This window comes from Parasutterella sp. (genome assembly GCF_057870745.1).
The window spans coordinates 1-17,594 of sequence record NZ_DBMALT010000050.1 but is presented as its reverse complement, the minus strand read 5'-3'; the positions used below and the strand labels follow the sequence as shown (position 1 = coordinate 17,594).

The window sequence follows — 17,594 nt, the reverse complement described above, 5'->3', positions numbered from 1 at the left end:
CTCTCCGCTTTATGGAGATCCGTTAATGAAGCGCCCATTGCGGTACCGCACGATGGGTGCTGTGAGAGAGGGGCGGGGAAACCCGTCCCCCTACTCGATTTGGCTTCGTTGGGATCCTGAGGCTGGTCGGAAGACAACGGATAGACGGGTTTAGACAAACGGGATGACGAGACAAGTTCGTTGACGCTGTCAGTTGTCCAGCCGCCGTTTTCTAAACGAACGTAGAGATAACGTTGGTCATGGAGGTCGCCTAACTTGTCGTGGAAAGGTGCGAGCCAAACACGAAGAACAGTCTCAGGTTTGCGCCAAGGCCGTGCCGGAACAATCGTGACAAAGTCGGAAGTGCGTTCAACGGCGCTCGTCTGTGTTAGCTCGACAGAAACTTCGGTCGATTCCGTTTTGACTTCCGGATTGCCCTTTGTCTGGTTAGGTTCAAAGAACGGCTGGACAAAGTCTTCGTCCTCAGAAGCAGCTAAGACAACGGGAGTGGTCGGATTGTTTTCTTCATAGACTTGAGAGATGTTTCTGCAGGATGGGCCTTCGGAGAGATCAGCACAGGCAAAGTCCGTCTTTGCATTAGAAAATCCTGTGAGCGATCCGCAACCGGAAAGCATTAGCGCTGCAGAAACCGCAGAGACGATTAAGGAGAGACGTTTCATTTAGTTTCCTTGCAAAGGAGCGTTAATAAACGCCTCAAGTTTGTCGAGCGGAAGGGCGCCGGCAGTTCGGTCTCCGGCTTCATTGATGAGTGTCGGGGTTCCGCCGATGCCGTGCTGCTTAGCCAAGGCCAGAATGTCATTGACCGGAGACGGGCAAACCGGATTGTCTGCAATGGCGTTGAGCATAGGTTCGCCCTTTAAAGCATAGGCAAGCGCTTTAGAGGGATCTTTAGCGCACCAAACGGCATCAGATTTTCCTCGTGCTTCCGGATGAATGGATTCCAGCGGGAAAAGGAACGTATAGACCGTCACGTCTTTTAGGGATTTAAGCGTGGTTCCGAGTTTGCGGGAGAAAGGACAATCGACATCGGTAAAGACGACAAGCTTTCTTGTACCGTTTCCGTATACGGTCTTGACCGCTTTATCCAGAGGTAAAGAATCAAAAGCGATTCTTCTTAAGTCTTTAAGACGTTTGTCGGTTAAGTCTTCTCCTCGATCCATATCTAAGAGACGACCGGAAAACACAAACCTTGCTGTCTTATCAAAGTAGATCACTTCTTTGCCGACGGTGGCTTCAAAGATGCCTGCTAGCGGCGTCAGCCGGTACGCAAGAACTTTAGTCTTGGGATAACGCGTTTTAAAGTTATCCGCAGCAGTCTTTAATTCGTTGGCTTGGCCGGCGATTAAAGGAATGGATGGTTTGTTGGACTCTATAGACGCAGGAGTGTTAGCAACAGCTGCCTTCTGTGCAACAGAAGTCTTAACGGCAGAAACTGTCTGAGCCTTAAAGTCGGGATTGACGCACGCACCGGAAGCAAAACTCGAAATCGGTGCGGCAAGTCCCATTGAGATTAGGACGGTTAGGAGGGAGGATGGTTTAAACATGGCAAAAAATTAAGGTTTGGTATTTCGTTCAATGGACAAGCCGTTGGAGATGACAATCTCGACATTGCGTCCGGAATCCACTTCAAGAACCGGGAACATGTCGCTTGCGAGCTTTAAGTAGTAATCAGTGATTCGATCCATGGCGTGTGTGGCGCCTTCTCCGAATCCCGCTTTCCAGGGATTAGTGACCGTAGTAGAAACGGTTCCGGTAATGGAAGTCGTTTGATTCTCAGAAGCTAAAGACACAGCCTTGCCGAGACCGGCTAAGGTTCCGGTAAAAAGCGCATTCGCGATGGCTTGTCCGCTCTTAGTGACTAAGCGGGCACGAAGACCCGTTTTACCGTCTTCGCCGGAGACATATCCTTGAATCTTTTTATCTACGGCTCCTCCGTTTTCATCAATACAAGACAAGCGGTCAAGACGAATCAGCACACGTTCGCTCGCTAATTCTCCGGTTGCATTGGCGGTCACAAAGCAGCGCTTAATACCGGATCGATAGAGATTAGGCATGACTGCTGAATCTGTGAGCTCTAAAAGCACGGGAACCGGATTGCCTGAGCCTTGTCCTCTGGTCGGCGCAGTGGCGCCGTTTAAGAGGCGAGCTTTAGCAAACGTGCCGCTCGGCAGATAAGACAAGGTTTCAGGTTTTGCTTTAGCCGGCAGCGTTCCGAGAACATTAGAAGGACTGGGAGCAGAGCCGAAATTGTTGATGACAAGACGAGGCGCCGGAGAAGAGGCCGGGGCATCCTGCTGCTGGCGAGAATATCTGCCTTGAGGCTGATTGCCGCTTGTAAAGCCTGTCTTCTTGCTGATCGGCTGCTTTCCGAGAATCTCGGAAGGCGGCCAGCCGTCTTCAGACGATGCGGCATCCGTCGGACGATTAGCCTTAGGAGCGTTCTTTTCTAAGAGTGCAATACGATCTTCCAAGCGTTTCTTATCGCTTTGAAGTTTGGCTTCTCTCTGCTTTGCTTCTTTGGACTCCCTTTCTAAGTTCAGCAGACGATCGTTATAGATGGCTTGATGCTGTTCGTAATCGGCTTTAGACGGAACCATCGAGATTTGAGTGGTGCTTGTGATCTGAGGGGCTGCAGCCGGCTTTTTGTCATCAGAGTAGTAAGAAGAAAGCATGGCCCCGGCAAAAAGCGCACCTAAGACAATGAGCGTCCAGGTGATCTGTTTTTTTCTTCGCTCACTTTCGAAATAGCTCTTGACGCTCATCTTGCTGACCTCACTAACCAAAGATCAGCAGAGGCTCCGGGCGCAAGATCAGAAGCTTCAGTCGCAACGGCTAAAACACCGTTTCTCCAAAACTCCGGTTCACGAACCGTCTGTTTGTGTTTTGTACGATTAAGGATGCGGTAGCGTTCTAGTCTCAGTCCTAAGACATTCCATGCTCTGACAGGCTGAGCGTGGAGATAGGCGCCCGCAAGCATGCCGCCGAGTGCTTCGCCTTCGTAGTCCCGTAATTGCGGGATGAGTTTCAGAGCGGTCTGAATCCGTTCTTCATAAGGAAGACCGGAAAGTTCTGACGAAACAGCGGGACCATTAAAAGAAGAGAAAGTTCCGGACTCTTTCAGCGTGACGGTTTGAGCGGTTAAACGCTCCTTAGGAGAGAGCGTAATGCTGTGTGTCTGACCGGATTCGGTCACCACAAACATTCCTGTGGTCTCTTTAGTCAGCGGAACTACGTACAAAGAACCGGTAGTCGGATCTTTATCGGCTTGGATCAGATTGTTGTCGTAAACCGCTCGGACAATCTTGCTGTTTAATACGACAACACGGTTAGGCTGTTTATAAGCGACTGCTGCATGCACGGAAGACTGGGCGTCTGATACGGCCGATTCTTTGGGCATCTCTTTAGCATTAAGAGAAGGACTAAAGAAAACAACCGACTGGCAAAGAAATACGCTGAGAATGAGAAGACGATTAGGAAGGATCATTAGATTTCTCCGGTGGGCTTCATCGGTTCAAACGGTCGTTTGCAGTCGGCTTCCTGCATGGTTTCTAACCAAAGACGAGAGTTTCGGTAGGTGAACTTCACGATCCAGCACTTCTTCCGCATGGAAGTGAGTTTGTCCCCGATGAACTGACGAACGTTTCCTCGAACGGAAACCTGCATGGCGGAGGCTCTGGTCTCAACCGCTTCAGGAAGCATATGAACGGAAGCATTGGCGCTCTTCATGCGGCGTCCTTGGGCAGTTAAGAAGACTTCAGTCGCACCTCTTTGTTCGGGCGAGACATACTGAAGCAACTTTCTTTGGTTGTGCTCAAAGGTCTCAGGAGAATTATTAAGCGCGAGCTGTAAAGCAAAAAGTCCCATCTGCTCTAAATACTCCGGAGAGACGCCGTCGGCATCCAGCCAGAAAGACTTCGTGATTTCTGCCGGCAGCACGACGACGCGGTCTTTCTTATCAAGGACGATTAAGCCGAAGGCGAGAATGACATTGACAATGAGAGACGCGGCAAAGGCATAAATAAAGAATGAGCGCAGTGCAAGACGAGCAGAGATCTCAGTCGTATATTCTTTAACGTTCATATTCGGTTATCCGACAAAAAAGCGGCGGCTCGATGGCGGAGTGCGCTTAAAGGTTCTAAAAGGAAACTGCCAGTAGAGGTAATGAAGTCCGTATCCGGGATGACGCTTTTGCTTGAGTCGGCTGTAGGCCCAGATGGCCGCATAAGAGGCAATCGCACCCATCAGAAGAGAATTAACGATGATGCCGAAGGCGAGTCCCGCAATGCCGGAGGCGACCAAGTCAAAGTCCCAAAGCAGAAACTTTGCAGGCGCATCCAATCGGCGCGGAACGTATTCGTGAGGATTAAAGGATTCCATGTTTGATTCCTTGAGAGAACGGAAGCCCGAAGGAGCTTCGGGCATCCGATCAGACGAGTTAGATCAGGGCCGTGAAGATCTGTTCAATGATCTGCGGTCCGATGAACAAAGCCATGGAAGCGGCAACGCAGCCCACGGCGCCCATGATGGAGCCGCGGATGACGCCGACACCTAAACCGACAAGCAGGAACATTAAGGCGATGGATTTACCGAGCGTGCCGGTACTCCAGGCCTTCAACATCGCGTAAAGATCCGCAAAGTGCTCCTGGCCGCCGGTCGAAGTTCCCGCCCAAGCCGCGTCCGGACAGACGGCGCTCAGAACAAAAACAGAGACGGAAAGCAGAGCAGGAACAAAAGCAAAAGTTCTGTTTGCGGCGGTAGATAAAGTCATTAAAAACTCCTAAAAGTTAAGTAAAAGAGAAGACAAAGGCCGATTAAGGACAAAAAATCCCTCCGCAACCGCGGCCTTTGTCAAAAAGCGACGCGGAAGGCGTTACAAAAAATGTTTAAAAAAGAGAATTAAGAGGTGATGTCTCTGAGCTTTTGACGTTTAGCGTCAGACATTCCTATGTAGGCTCGATAGACTTTCCAGGCATACTTTTGTCGGGCATCGATACAGTCCTGACCTTTAAGTCGAGTGCAGGCGGCGTTGTAGGCGCCGACGGCATCCCAGGGGTGCGCGGCGCGACTAAAGTTATCCGCCAAGATCTCTGCACCGACTTGAACGTTAAAGCAGGCGTCATTGAGCAATTCTGACTTTGAGGTCTTAAAACGCTTCAACCAGCCGGAATTGATCTGCATGAGTCCGTAATCTTCGCTCGAAGCGTTGCGTCCGACGGCAGACGGATTGCCGGAAGATTCCACAAAAGCAATCGCGCGAAGCAAATCCGCATCCAGACCTTTATCGCGTGCGATTCGGTCAAAGCAGTCTTCCGCAGCAGAAACCCAAGTTCCTGCAAAGGAAAGGAGCATTAAAAGAAGAAGACGTTTCATAAGTTATCCGAATCGATGGAAGTTAGAGACGATCAAATGGATGGACATAAGGAAGGCCACGTAAAAGAGCGCAGCAATCCACGCCGGGATAAACCAGGGCATCAGCATCACGGCAAAAGCACAAATCAAAAGAACGGTCGGAGAAGACAAGGCGACTTGATAGAGCGTCGGATGGTGCACTGCAAAACTCTCATACTTCAGGCGTCTGACAACCCAGGCATCAATGACCACAGCAATCAAAATCGGAGACAAGAACGCAAACCAGCCTATTGCCAATATGGCTCGAACACAGGACATCTCCAGCATGGCTCGCATCGAGACAAAGTAGGGCGAAGACCAAAGGCGCGTAAAGAATTCTTTTGTGGGAGCATCCTTTTGTCCGTCCACTTCCGCGGACGGAAGGTAAGAATCTCCTAAAAGAGCATTAAAGGAACCGGTCACTTTGGCGCGGACGCCGTCAACCACGGGTCTCATAGACTCAAACAAGGAGCCGACCTTTTGGCTTGTGTCTTTGAGATGGAGTTCTGACAAGTTCTCAAAAGACGAGGCTTCATTTAATCCCGGCCACCAGATGACGGAACTTAAGACAAGGATCATTAAGAGGATTAAGAGTCGGGAGAGCATCTTAGTTTTCCTCGTCGTCGATAATGACAGGGACGCGGCCTTTCATTAGATGACCGCCACCAAGAGAAGCAAAGAACTGGGCGTTCGGGAGCTTGCCGAGATATTCCGACGGAATAATCTCTTCGCGCACGGCCGTGCGTTTGTGTGAAGCACCGCCTTTAAAAGAAGGCATGCCGATATGCGTATCAGCATGGGTTGACAAAGTGGTGTCGACATTGTGGATATACGTCTTGCCGAAGGTTTCGGTGACAAAGTCCTGAGTTTCTCGATCTTTACAGCGCAGAGCGATTAAGTTGTTGCAGTTGCCGAGAACCATGCGTGCTGCATGGACGGATCCCAAACGATGTGCTAAGTCAGGTACCGTCTGAATCGCAATCGTGGTGTACACGCCGCCCTCGGCGCCTTTATTGAGCAGTTCAATTAAGGGCTGATTGATCACATTCGAGGCTTCGTCGACATAGAGCGAAATACGAACGTCGTTTAAGCCGAGGTTGTACCGTTTACCGGCATAAGCCGTTAAGTCGGATAAGAGCATGGAACCGACGGCAGAGGCAATCATGTTGTCCGACAAAGAGTCAAGGTTGACATAAAGGACGCCTTTACATTTAACGAGAGATTCCATATCCCAGATGGGACGTTTATCGGAAGCGTCAGACGGATCAGGAGATAAAGATTCTTCCAGAGGGCCGCTAGTCAACATCGCAAAGATCGGCATAAGTGTTGCGGTAATTTTGGAATAGTGCTCTTTAGAGTGATGGAAGATCTTTAAGCATTCGCCGACGACCATCGTATGCAGATACGTAGGCAGTACGTTCTCGTACCAAGACACCAGAACATTAAGTTCGTGGATGGCGTCAGTGCAGTTTTCTCTTCTTGCAGGAAGGAAGGATTCGGCTTGTTCTCTCCAGTCCGGGTCAGCATGCTGTTTGACCACTTGGAGGATTAAGGCTCGGAGAAGATCTTCAATGCCTTTGTTAATGTTCTGAGACAAGGACTTCAAAGAAGGCTTTTCTCCGAGTTCAATCATGGCGTCCGCAAAGGTCTTGATACAAGACCAGGCGAACTGCTTGAAGACGTTGTCTTCTCCGGGAACCACCGACATCACGCGAGTGGCAATCTGGGCGCCGGTACTAAAAACGGCAGTCACATCAAAACGTATTCCATCCTTCTTTGAGCGGTTTCCGGGATGAAAACGCAGCGGCTTGCCACGGCCTGCTTTCTCGCAGGCTCGGCAGAATGCCTTGTACATGCGGTCAGATCCTTTAGGATCAATGAAGATGACGGCATCGCCTCTCAGAATGGCCTGCGTCATGATGAAGTTCAGTATCACGCCTTTACCGGCTTGGGTCGTTCCGACGATGAGCAGGCCGCCCTCAAAGTTTTTGAGGGCTCGGCGCAGTGTCTTCTCGGACGCATCCAGCCCGTGAAGATACGGCATGCCGATTTCTTCAGGCAGCTGAGTCTTGTCGTGACGATTAAAGAGACGATGCATAAAAGACGGGAGCATTAAGGTTGAGATATTGAGGCGAGATAAGTCATGAAGCTTTTGCGTGTGTTCCGGCAGCCACGTAAATCCGTATCCGATACAGACGGATTTGTCGTCAAAGTCTTCTAACGCTCTGGAAAACTTCATGAGCTCCATCCGCCTGCCTGACAGCAGACTTCTGGCTCTCAGAATGCGAAGACCGTTAGACAAGCGGTAGCCGCCCATTCCCAGTGTTATTGAGAGCAAAGCAATACTGAGATTTAAAGGAAGGATGTTTTGATAACTCAAAAATGCCAGGTATGCGGACGACGCAAACCACGGGAGCACTGCAGCCAACTCATGGGACCGTCTGTACGGACGGCTTAGGCGCCTCCGGATAGCAGTATCTTCTCGGATAGTGAACATTAGGGAAAGGATTAAAAGTGTGGTTAAAGACTTCGAGCGGGATGTATTTGTCTCGCTTGGAGCGGTAATAGACTTCGTGGTTGAGATCAAGACAAGGTTTAAGCGGACGGACTTTAGAAAACTTTTCCCCGCGGCTTAGCGCCTTGTTCCGATATCGTCGCAGACACTGGTTGAAGAATTCGGCCTTTAAAGGAAGAAGCTTTCGGGCTTTTTCTCGCCACTCATACCATTTCTGATAAGTAATGATTTCGTGTGCGGTGTAAGTCTGGCTCATCTTCTTTAAGACTTCTCGCTCCCTTGAGCGCTGATCGGATTTGCTGAGCTTTAAGACGATCTTTCTGGTGTACTTGTAAGGCTCTCGAGTCTGCATACGTTTAAGACGATCCCTTTTGGCGTTAGTCGCCATAAGCTCCATGTATTCGTCCACGTAGAAATGACGATGGCAGAGCTGGATCTTTCTGTTTTCTTTCTGCGCAGCGGTCACTGATCGTGAAGATTTAATCCTCTTTGACTTGTACTCCTTGGCCATTTCTTCCCAAGTAGGCTTTTCTTTTGGTTTAACTGTGTATTCGTATTCCGGTCTGAGATAACGGTTAGGGAGATACCAGATTTTCCTGCCGTAGGGATCTTTACGATTTTGAGGATGTTTATGGTCGCGAGAGATAACCTTTAATTTATCAATCGTCAGGATGACATCTGGATTGTCCATGAAGAGGGCTCTCATGGCTGCACGGGACAGCATCATTTTGTCCCAGTCCGGCAATTCGTCGAATTTCTTCCTGGTTTCCGTACAGCTCAAGATGACTTTGTCTCGAGAAGGTAAATGAAGTGTGGCCATAGTAAAAAGCTTCAATAGGTATTCGTTAGGTACAAAACTCCCCCGATCGGCCGTAAAAACGGTCGATTTGGAATGTTTTGAGAATTAAGAGAAGGACGGCTAGGCGGTTAAAGCGGCTTGAATAGCTTTAGCCGAAGACTTTCCTGAGGAAGGCGTCTTTGCAGGAGCTTTAAGTACCGGCTTGGCTTCTGCTTTGGCTTGAGTCGCAGCTTTAGCTGTTTTTTCTGCCGGTTTGACTGAATCTTTTGGCTGAGCAGCGGACTTAGCTGTCTTTGCAGCCTTGTTAACCTTGGCAGCCTGGACAACAGAAACTTCCTTAGACTTCGCGGCATCGTTGGATACCTGAGAATTAGCCGACTGAAGAGCTTTTGGCTTACGACCACGTTTAGCCTTCGGAGGATTTTGGTCAGAAGGAGCTGCGTTTGATTTCGGCTGAGTGGATGCTGCTGTATTTGCTTTAGGTTTTGCAGCAGGGGCAGGTTTTGCTTCACTTGAGACCTTTTGCTTTCCAGCTTGTTTGACATTCGGAGTGGTGGCAGCATTCTCAGTTGCATTAGCGGTTTGGACATCTGCTATCTTTTTGCGGCCGCGTTTAGCTTTAGGCTTTTCTGCATTGGTCGCAGGGGACGTTTCGGATGCGGCGTCGACTGACGGATTCTTAGCATCGAAGGGTTTGTCAGACTTGCTTTGAGCATTAGAGGAGGATGGCTTGGTTTGCTGAGCTACGAATTGAGCCCAGGTATTAGCTGTTGCATTTTCTTTGGAATTCGCCTTGCCATCTTGAGAAGTCTTCTTATCCGACAAGCTGTCGGATTTATCCTTGTTCTTCAAAGAAGCCAGTCTCTTGATTTCAGCATCCATTTCCATATCGGCAAGTTTTTCTGGATGGATAGAAGATTTTTCTACAGACTCATTAAGTCTTTGGACTAATTGCTGCTGAAGTTCGGGATTGGCGACTTCTCTGCTTATCTTCGAAGATTCTTCAGTCGAGGTTTGTTTAACGGTCTCGGCAGAAACGGTGGCTCTGTTTTCAGAAGCAACAGTTTTGTTTTCTTCGGAAGACTTTTCTGCAACGGTTTCAACGGATGCGTCTTCGCGCTGGGTCTCCTGGACAGTCGAGACTGGTTCTTCAGCAACGGGAGCTTCAGTGGTCGGACTGATAATTAAAGAAGAGCTTTCTTCAGCGGCGCCGGCCTTCTTAGACTCACAAGTAATCTGTTTAACTTCAGACTTCTTTTGAGCATTAGAAGGAGAGGATTCTTCAGAATTGATTTTCACGAGTCGATAGCCGCGCTTAGCTAGCCAGCTGTGAACAGAAAAGCATTCCCCGACACCTCTGAAGAATCTGCTTGTGTCGTGACAAAGAGCATTAAAGACGAGTTTGCACGAGGCTTTAATTGCGTGCGAGGTTTGGATCATCGGAATAGAGGGCTCTTCGGACTTCTGAACGACGATTAAGTTTGTGTTAGACATTTCTTTTGCAGGTTCTTCAGTTTTATTGGTTTCAGCTGGTGCTTCTTCAGAAGCTTCTTTGGCAGCAGCTTCCTTAGATTTTGCCTTTTTGTTTTTGGCTTGTTTCTTCTTTACGTTGAATTCGCAGTCAAATTTCTCTTTCGCTTCTTCGAATGCTCGCAAAGCATGCTCTAAATCGGCTTTACGCTGAGCGAGAATTGCCGGAGGGACTTTGGCTTCTTCAGCTTCTTTAAGGGCTCGTTCTTCTTCTTTCCAGCGCTTGCGGGCCTTTTCCATCAATTGAGCAAAAAATTCCCTTCTTTCCCTATCCTCTTCCGTTTTTGGTGCTAATACCTCTTCAAAGTAGGGTTTCAAACGTTCCATCATCAGTTTCTTGTCTTCCCATTGCCATTTGGCAACCGGCTTGTAAAGACCGAGCTCTTTCAGTTTCTTATCATTAGCATTGACAGAGTGCTTAGCTTGGAGAGATTGAACGGTTCTCCCGAAATAGCTGTCATTTGCGACATAAAGAAGGAAATTATTAAAGCGAAGACCTTGTACGGGTGTAGAGACAACTTCTTTTCCGCATTTCTTATAAATTTCAATGCGGTTTGCGACTTCTTCAAAAGTAGCGCCTTCTTTCAAGTCAAAGATTCCGCACTGACAGCACATTCTGAGAACCTCTTTCTCTCGCCATGTCTGGCGAGGAAAGAGTTCTTGAAGCTTGGCCGTTAAGAGAGGAAAGAAATATTCGATTACGGCATAGATTTCTCCGTCCTTGCACGTGATCGCACGTGCAACGATTTGAAGAGGTTCTTTATTCCCTATCGCATCGGACTTCCTAAGCGCTGCTTCCGGAGAAAGTTCGTTTGCGAGCAGGGCGCAAATTGCCCAGCTCAGGATTGAAGGAATATAGTGAGGCGGCTCTTCTCCTTGTCTGGCAAATTCAGTCGTCATCTGCTCTCTGAGGATGGATTCTGCTTGAGAAATTAAGATGAGGATGAATTCATCCTTCACAATACTTCCGACGTCTCCGCGGATAAATTTAGATAACAGCGCAAGGTATCCTCGCTTAAAGCTCTTTGCAAAGCGCTTTTGGAGAGATTCCGGAAGATATTTAAGGACGAGACGATTGATGTTGCCGGCTGCAGCCTCAGGATCCGGATCGACATTGTGGTACAGCGTAAGTTCCTGCCCCTCGTGTTCCTTGAACCAATCTTCATAAGGCACTTCAAACCGAAACTCATCTCCGTTCTCTGCAGCCACACAGAACGTCATGGCCGTAATGCGTAAGTTGAAGAAGAAACAGATGGTTAGAACCAAGAGTTTTAAAAGCTGAGTCTCAAACTCTTTCTGTGCCAGCGGCATCGTGAAGAACTGGATGCGCTGACGCAGAAGATTAAGCGCAATGCAGCTTAACTTTAAAGAGAAATCGATGTAGCTTCCCGGCCAAAAGTAACCTGAACCGGAGCTCAAAGGAAAATTACCGACGATCTTTACTAATACATCAAAAAGCTCTGTTTGTATTCCCAGCAGATGGTCGTCTCCGACCGCTTGTCTCAGCTCATTGATCAATGGCTGAACCTTATGGCGGTCAGATTGGTTAAAAGGCCTCAGGCAATCGGCGAGGGGCATGGAAGGTTTAGCCATTGTTATGTTGATAATGAAGGAAGGACTTAAGGAAAGAATTGCAGCACTGGTTTAACTGACGGAGACTTTTACGAGCATCTTTCTGAAAACCTTTAGGAGTATTAAAAGGAGCGAGATTCTTTGGACAGCCTTTGGATGCCCAGCCTTGATAATCAAAAGGTCCGTGGCCAACCAAGGAAGCTGTAGAAAAGTGAACAAGCGGCCCAGGAGCGGCGGTGACCGACGTTTGACCGTCTTTGTGCATCAAAACCGGCCAGAGCTTGGAAGTCTTGATGTTGCGGAAGTCTGTTTGAAGATTAAAGAAAGGCAGATGCTGGAGTGTGTAAAGGACAAACAAAGCACTTACCTTATTCTTCAAACCAAAACGACGTTTAACCACAAAGGACATCAAGCTGACAACGTCGACAAAAGCGTAGATAAAGTCTTTGTTGGAGATGCCAATAGGGATATCCATGCCATATCCGCTCGCTCTTCCTTTGCTGATACCACGGTTTTTATTTAAGACCGCAGAAGAAGGATTAGAGAGACTGACTCCGGACTCGGCAGCATACTGCTTAGCAAAGTCGTCCAAGGCTCCGTTCATGTAGCTGTCAATCTTCTCTTTATGTTCACCGGCAGAATCGTAAAGCTTAGGGATGAGCTCAAGGGCGACCATCGGAAACTCTTCCTTGTGAACGTGAGGAGCAAGGTCACCGAGAAATTGATTCAAATGAGGATTAAGAAGGATAGGATCCTTCAAAACAGACAAAGTTCTCCAGATACGGCGAGACTGCATTTCTTCTGCTTCTTCCGGAGTAACGTCCTTGTCCTGCAGGATGAATTCAAAACGATTTACATAGCTCAAGAGGGTATGGGAAGAGAGCAGGAAAGAAAGGGCCGTGAAATAACGATGATCTCTTCTGATCTTTAAGTAGAAGAAGATGATAGCCCAAGCGATAACGGTCTCCATGAACTGCCTACGTGAAGCGATCTTGGAGGGCTTCATAAAACGGTCTTCCAGTTCGTTGTAGAGCTTTTGTTCGCCTTGGGCATAAGCTTTAAGAAGACGGATGCAATCCGTGATCGACGGAAATACTTTCTTGGATTCAACGGGTGTTCTACCCAGCGGCACTACCTTCACGATCGGATAAGGAAGGTAGGCGGCAATGGTCTCATCAAAATCTCTGTCGGAAAAAGCAACAGCAGGAACATTAAAGATAGGGAAGCGTTTTACATATTCCAGTGCTGCTGCGTTGATTGTGGGGATATCGGGTTTCAACCCCGTTTCAAGACAGTTTTTGTTGAAAATTTGACAGACAGATTTCTTCATATTGCATCTCCTGAATAGAGTGAATGAAATGTCCTAATGACTCATTAATGATCACCCTATAAAAGAAGCCAGGGGATAGTTATGACTAACTTTAGGTAGAAACTTCTGTTAAGTGTCTAAGGACAGCATTAATTCATATTAAGAGGCACAAAAAATCCCTCCGTAATGCATTATTTCTGTTTTTAGATTGAATCAAACATTACTAAAATGGTAACGTCAGGGTTACAACAAATTAGCCATGGGCTAATATGGTTTAACGTACATTACCAATTTGGTAATAACACTAACACCGCAAATGCAAATCGTCTAACTAATAGGGCAAAAAAGGTTCATTACTTTTTAACTAATTTCCACTTTAGTTCCATTAGCTTTACTACCATTAAAGTAGCGTTTTACCATTACAACACAAACGTTGGTCCAACCATTTCGAAAAGGCACTTAACTAAAATATCTAACCCGGATGGTTAGCGGTTGAAAAAAGATTCGGCCTTTAGCCGGCCCTCGCGGGGCCGGCCGACCCGGAACATTAAGAGAGAATGCTCGTAGAGCAAGAACCCTCGGACGTCTGAAACGTTTTCTTAAGTTTGAATTTGAAGCGAAGGCTCGGCCTCACGGCTTCGGTCAATCGATATTCATCGACGGGCAAGACCTCGAACCGAGATGAAATCTCTTTCATCGTCTTTCCTGCAGTTTGGCACACGTTACCCTGATGCAGGAAAGGTTTAGAAATTCGCCTTAAACAAATCCAACCTAAAAGAACCGCCTCAGAAAGATGCCTGTCGCCAAACCGTGCAGTCGATCATTAAAGGTGAGGGAGGAGATTCAGATGGGCAATACACATCCTCTTAACCACGTTCCCCTTTACTGACTTTCTGCCGCGCCGGGTTTAAAGCCCGGAAGCATCCGTCTTCGGTCTCTCTAAATTTTCCTCTGCGCTTCTTGTCTCCTTACCAGGAAGCAGTCTGCGCAATTTCGACACAAGGTCGATGTTTTTCCTCAGCATGGCAAAAGCCGCTGCGAAGTGTTGATCTCGGGAAGCAAGATCCGAAATCAAAACTGCTCGTTAAAACTTCTACCGCGAGGAGAAGTTCTCCAGCCTTCCTCCGTCCGGAGCAGGACGTTCAATACGGTGAGGTCAGCTGTTAAGCAGCTCTTAAGAGGAGCAAGCTCTTCTCAAGCACTTCGAAGAGTCTTTGTGGAACCTCAAAGATGCTTTGGAATTGATCGGATGAGAGCCTGAAAAGTTCATCCTGTTTTCAGACAATTTTCCGATCCGTCTGTTTAGGTCTTTTAATTGACCTTTTACAAACGGCCGTGAGTTCAAATTTAAAAGTTTTACCTTCTGAATTTGGCGCCGGTCTCAACCAGCATTACCCTCGGTCTTGTTTTTTGAGCTTTCGCTCAATTAACGTTTCTTTCTATTAACCATTGCAAAGAAAGAAACTGAACAAGAAACTGGCCACAGTTCTTCTATTGAATTCCCGAGGTTTTATCCGTTCTCTTTTGAAGAACTTCAGAAGCGTTCCTTGTTGAGATGTAACTGTACAGGGGTTGGTTTGAGCAGTCTATGTGACCCTTTTACAAAAAAGGAGGGATTTTTGAGGAATTTTTTTAATTTCGGAGAAATTAAACCCTTTGAGGCTCAGGGAGAGTTTAGGGGTGGAAGTTTAATTTTGATTTACGCTTCAACTTTACCGACGGATACACTTCAGAAAATATTTTTTGTACTTTTATGACTTGACTACTAAGAGACTCAGGTTGTGTTATTGCAATATAACCCCTCGGGGAAAGGCGAATTGGTGGGCAATTTGATCTTTATGATGAATGATCTCAAAAGCGTTTGGTCTGAGAAGTTGGAACTAGTCTTCACCTATGTAGTTGAAACCGATTGTTCGAAAATACGCTTTTTTATACTACCGAGGCAAGCGGATTATGGTTGACTACGGCGAAGATGTACTGTCAGTGCTCATCGGCGGCGAGCAAGTCGAATTTCAAGTCTTTGTGGCCGTGTTTCCTTACTAAGGTAACACCCACGATTACGCAACTCTTTATCAAATCGAAAAAGGTGCTTCATTCGTAAGTATCTTATCGCTAGATTTTAATGCGCGCCCCGCGGCAGTAAGCTAAACCCGATCGGTGAAGTTTCGCCGCTCGGGCTCTTTAACAAATAATGAATTTAAGCTTTTCTTTTAAAGATGCGGTCCAGCCAAGGATTCATATTAAATCCTTCTGCCAATTTTTCAGGCAGATACGGGCTCTGCGAGTCTTGTTCGGCACGTTTTCCGCTGCAGATAGAGAAAGAGGTTTTTTGTTGGCCGGTTTCTTTCCACTTGAGCTCCAAGCCTTTTTCCAACATTCTGAACTTCTCGGGGTTGCTTACACTCAAATCCGTAACCCCGACTCTAACCTTAGCCTTTTAGGAACCTAAAAGTAACCGAAGGCGATCATTAAATTTTCATTCCTAACAGAGATAAAAAGAACTTGTCTCGCTCTATAGATTCCGTTTTCCAACGAATTTCTCCGGCCTTACTCGCCACAGTTGTTTCCTCAATGCAGTCGAACCAATCTAGAATCTGAGCCAGAGACCTATTATCCAGCCAGCTTAGCAGTTTCTCTGCTTTGGATTTTTCAGATTTCTTTTCTTTTTCTACCAGCCATTTAGCCAACAACTCTTTGATTTCTCGAACCTTTCCTATTAACCAGCATCGATAGCTCAAAGCAATGAACTGTACGAATTGCCTTCCTTTGAGGCGGTCGCCTGTCCAGACTCTCGGCTTTCTGCCGTCACAATATTCTTTATATATTCCAAAGGCTTCCTCTGTTTTTTCCCGCAATCGATAATCTTCTAACGCCTCAAAGCAGTCTTGAGCTTTGTTCGATACCAGCACAAACAATCCAAAGAACTTAGCTGTTTCGTTAAAGGCTTCCTGGTTAAATTTAACGGTTAATTTTCCTCCGCGTCCCTGGCGGCTCAGAATCAAATATTTTTCAACTTTCTTTGCCGCAGACTCGGAGAGCTCTTCTCCGCTCAATACCGTACTTCTCAGTGCTGTAAGTTCTTCCTCTAATGCTCTTGTTTTGCAAGTCTGTATTTCAGAGTTCCTCAGAATGTGGACGTATATTCTGCGGCTAAACTTCTGAGTTTCCCCTGCTTTGGCAGAAGCCGTGCTTCTGTGACGCAGACGTGAGAATTCCTGCATCTTGCTGACGGTTTTTCCCTTGACCTGCGTGTCGTAAGGGCAGATGTTGTCGAGGTTGTCCAACTCTGCCAGTGCTTCTTCCACGATATCGCGAAGCCAAGTTGCCGATCGGGATGCAAGGGTTAGAAATTTCATATTCGAGTCTAGAAATTCAACCATGCTGTAGTAACCGTTGTCAGTAACAATCAAAGGCTTGGTTACTCCGAGAACACTTAGCTGCTTGAGTGCAGTTTGAATACTGATGACATCGGGAATGTTGCCCGGCTGCTTGCAATAAGCGATAGGCAGCCTGTTTTTCACCGAATACAAAGTCACAAATTTAATCGTGGGAAGTCCATCAGCATCCTTGTTGAAGCCGTATTGGGCTTCCTTGAGATTTGTTGAGTAAGTTGAGAAGGTCGTTGAATCCAGGGCCAGGGCGGGCTCTTTTTCAAGCGTCGATGCAATATGCCGGAAGTAATTTTGAATCCAAGATTCGTTTCGCCCGATTTGTTCAAAAAGTGTCCCGTACACTCGTTCCGTCAAAGGTTCGAGATAGGGAATTTGATGATTGAGCTGCCAAGTCTCTATACCCGGAAGTGTCTTTCGGTCACAAGCTGCTAAATAACGAGCGTAAATTCTAGCTTTGGGTATCTTTCAAGTCAGAGAGCGAGGGCCATTGATTAGGGTTTAGTCGTACTCCTAAAGCTTGCATGATTTGCAGTTGATGCTTCGTGGGACGCTTATAAAATTTACGATGGTTCCCGATAGAAACTCTTCTGATGGATGCCACTTCATCAAGCAAGCCGGTGACGGTTTTGACATATTTTGGCATTTCACCGTTGGACTGAATCTCGTTAAGTAAGTAACACCTCAGAATTTCGGCGATAAACTGTACAAATAGGCGCGACTGCCGGGTATGGCAAGAATGCATTCTCAGCCGTTTCAAGTCGGCATCATTCTTGAGGTCATCAAATCTCTTTTCCACTCCGTCACGAAGTTTATAGGCGATCAATGCGTCGTTGGGATTTTTAAACTGCGTGCTGAGGATGGCGAAGTAGCCCGCATCGACATTCCTCAGCTCAGAGATTTGTTCTAATTTAGGTGTAACTCTCACACCTCGAACCGGTGTCTTTTTCACATCGAAACAGAGCTGGGCCAATTCTTCAAGGGCCGGATCTTTTATGTGCGCTCGGCATGAGCGAACTCTACAGGGTGAAAGTCCCGAAGTGCGGGCGGTGGCGCCAAGCACATAGCCAAAGGCAAGGTCTGAATCGCGAG

Annotated in this window: 15 protein-coding genes and 1 pseudogene; all 16 read right to left on the bottom strand. The window is 47.3% G+C overall.

The features are described 5' to 3' along the window. Positions 1–659, bottom strand: a 659-nt coding sequence (gene traV / locus ACZND6_RS11255) for a type IV conjugative transfer system lipoprotein TraV (RefSeq protein ID WP_489524693.1), incomplete at its 3' end; no start/stop codon positions are given. Next, complete coding sequence (locus ACZND6_RS11250; protein ID WP_279173650.1) at positions 660–1,505, bottom strand: DsbC family protein; 846 nt, start codon at positions 1,503–1,505, stop codon at positions 660–662. 48 nt (positions 1,506–1,553) lie between these two features. Further along, positions 1,554–2,762, bottom strand: a complete 1,209-nt coding sequence (locus tag ACZND6_RS11245) for a TraB/VirB10 family protein (protein ID WP_489524692.1) — start codon at positions 2,760–2,762, stop codon at positions 1,554–1,556. Continuing rightward, positions 2,759–3,484 carry a TraK domain-containing protein gene (locus tag ACZND6_RS11240; protein WP_489524691.1) on the bottom strand — a complete coding sequence of 242 codons (726 nt, stop codon included), beginning with the start codon at positions 3,482–3,484 and terminating at the stop codon, positions 2,759–2,761. Before ACZND6_RS11240 ends, ACZND6_RS11245 begins: the two co-directional genes overlap by 4 nt. Further along, the gene (gene traE / locus ACZND6_RS11235) at positions 3,484–4,080 is read right to left on the bottom strand and encodes a type IV conjugative transfer system protein TraE (protein ID WP_281536507.1); all 597 of its coding nucleotides are present in this window, start codon (positions 4,078–4,080) and stop codon (positions 3,484–3,486) included. The genes ACZND6_RS11240 and traE overlap by 1 nt, the downstream gene beginning before the upstream one ends. A gap of 6 nt (positions 4,081–4,086) precedes the next feature. Beyond that, positions 4,087–4,377 (bottom strand): type IV conjugative transfer system protein TraL, encoded by a 291-nt coding sequence (traL, locus tag ACZND6_RS11230; protein WP_021867896.1) that lies wholly within the window; start codon positions 4,375–4,377, stop codon positions 4,087–4,089. A 58-nt stretch (positions 4,378–4,435) separates the two neighbouring features. Continuing rightward, positions 4,436–4,768, bottom strand: a complete 333-nt coding sequence (gene traA / locus ACZND6_RS11225) for a TraA family conjugative transfer protein (RefSeq protein ID WP_270208208.1) — start codon at positions 4,766–4,768, stop codon at positions 4,436–4,438. A 128-nt stretch (positions 4,769–4,896) separates the two neighbouring features. Then, a complete protein-coding gene (locus ACZND6_RS11220; RefSeq protein WP_278747755.1) occupies positions 4,897–5,370 on the bottom strand; it encodes a lytic transglycosylase domain-containing protein in 474 nt (157 codons plus the stop codon). Between the two features lie 3 nt (positions 5,371–5,373). After that, positions 5,374–5,994 carry an IncC plasmid conjugative DNA transfer DtrJ family protein gene (locus ACZND6_RS11215; RefSeq protein WP_302178883.1) on the bottom strand — a complete coding sequence of 207 codons (621 nt, stop codon included), beginning with the start codon at positions 5,992–5,994 and terminating at the stop codon, positions 5,374–5,376. Between the two features lies 1 nt (position 5,995). Beyond that, positions 5,996–7,885 carry a conjugative transfer system coupling protein TraD gene (gene traD, locus ACZND6_RS11210; protein WP_489524690.1) on the bottom strand — a complete coding sequence of 630 codons (1,890 nt, stop codon included), beginning with the start codon at positions 7,883–7,885 and terminating at the stop codon, positions 5,996–5,998. Further along, positions 7,818–8,723, bottom strand: coding sequence for a hypothetical protein (locus ACZND6_RS11205; protein WP_489524689.1), 906 nt, complete (start codon positions 8,721–8,723; stop codon positions 7,818–7,820). The genes traD and ACZND6_RS11205 overlap by 68 nt, the downstream gene beginning before the upstream one ends. 99 nt (positions 8,724–8,822) lie before the next feature. Beyond that, on the bottom strand, positions 8,823–11,825 hold the full coding sequence (locus tag ACZND6_RS11200) for a hypothetical protein (protein ID WP_489524688.1): 3,003 nt from the start codon (positions 11,823–11,825) through the stop codon (positions 8,823–8,825). After that, entirely contained in the window at positions 11,818–13,134 is a 1,317-nt protein-coding gene (locus ACZND6_RS11195; RefSeq protein ID WP_278748232.1) for a hypothetical protein, read from the bottom strand. Before ACZND6_RS11195 ends, ACZND6_RS11200 begins: the two co-directional genes overlap by 8 nt. A gap of 2,176 nt (positions 13,135–15,310) precedes the next feature. Beyond that, entirely contained in the window at positions 15,311–15,490 is a 180-nt protein-coding gene (locus tag ACZND6_RS11190) for a hypothetical protein (RefSeq protein WP_489524687.1), read from the bottom strand. A gap of 91 nt (positions 15,491–15,581) precedes the next feature. After that, positions 15,582–16,904, bottom strand: coding sequence for an IS1634 family transposase (locus tag ACZND6_RS11185; RefSeq protein WP_489524694.1), 1,323 nt, complete (start codon positions 16,902–16,904; stop codon positions 15,582–15,584). Positions 16,905–16,953: 49 nt separating this feature from the next. Beyond that, positions 16,954–17,594, bottom strand: a pseudogene (locus ACZND6_RS11180) (hypothetical protein); the annotation flags it as partial.

Excerpts from the sequence above, each read along its gene's own strand:
- ACZND6_RS11250 (WP_279173650.1), bottom strand. The coding sequence starts at position 1,505 with ATGGGACTTGCCGCACCGATTTCGAGTTTTGCTTCCGGTGCGTGCGTC.
- ACZND6_RS11245 (WP_489524692.1), bottom strand. The coding sequence starts at position 2,762 with ATGAGCGTCAAGAGCTATTTCGAAAGTGAGCGAAGAAAAAAACAGATC.
- ACZND6_RS11240 (WP_489524691.1), bottom strand. The coding sequence starts at position 3,484 with ATGATCCTTCCTAATCGTCTTCTCATTCTCAGCGTATTTCTTTGCCAG.
- traE (WP_281536507.1), bottom strand. The coding sequence starts at position 4,080 with ATGAACGTTAAAGAATATACGACTGAGATCTCTGCTCGTCTTGCACTG.
- traL (WP_021867896.1), bottom strand. The coding sequence starts at position 4,377 with ATGGAATCCTTTAATCCTCACGAATACGTTCCGCGCCGATTGGATGCG.
- traA (WP_270208208.1), bottom strand. The coding sequence starts at position 4,768 with ATGACTTTATCTACCGCCGCAAACAGAACTTTTGCTTTTGTTCCTGCT.
- ACZND6_RS11220 (WP_278747755.1), bottom strand. The coding sequence starts at position 5,370 with ATGAAACGTCTTCTTCTTTTAATGCTCCTTTCCTTTGCAGGAACTTGG.
- ACZND6_RS11215 (WP_302178883.1), bottom strand. The coding sequence starts at position 5,994 with ATGCTCTCCCGACTCTTAATCCTCTTAATGATCCTTGTCTTAAGTTCC.
- traD (WP_489524690.1), bottom strand. The coding sequence starts at position 7,885 with ATGTTCACTATCCGAGAAGATACTGCTATCCGGAGGCGCCTAAGCCGT.
- ACZND6_RS11205 (WP_489524689.1), bottom strand. The coding sequence starts at position 8,723 with ATGGCCACACTTCATTTACCTTCTCGAGACAAAGTCATCTTGAGCTGT.
- ACZND6_RS11200 (WP_489524688.1), bottom strand. The coding sequence starts at position 11,825 with ATGGCTAAACCTTCCATGCCCCTCGCCGATTGCCTGAGGCCTTTTAAC.
- ACZND6_RS11195 (WP_278748232.1), bottom strand. The coding sequence starts at position 13,134 with ATGAAGAAATCTGTCTGTCAAATTTTCAACAAAAACTGTCTTGAAACG.
- ACZND6_RS11190 (WP_489524687.1), bottom strand. The coding sequence starts at position 15,490 with ATGTTGGAAAAAGGCTTGGAGCTCAAGTGGAAAGAAACCGGCCAACAA.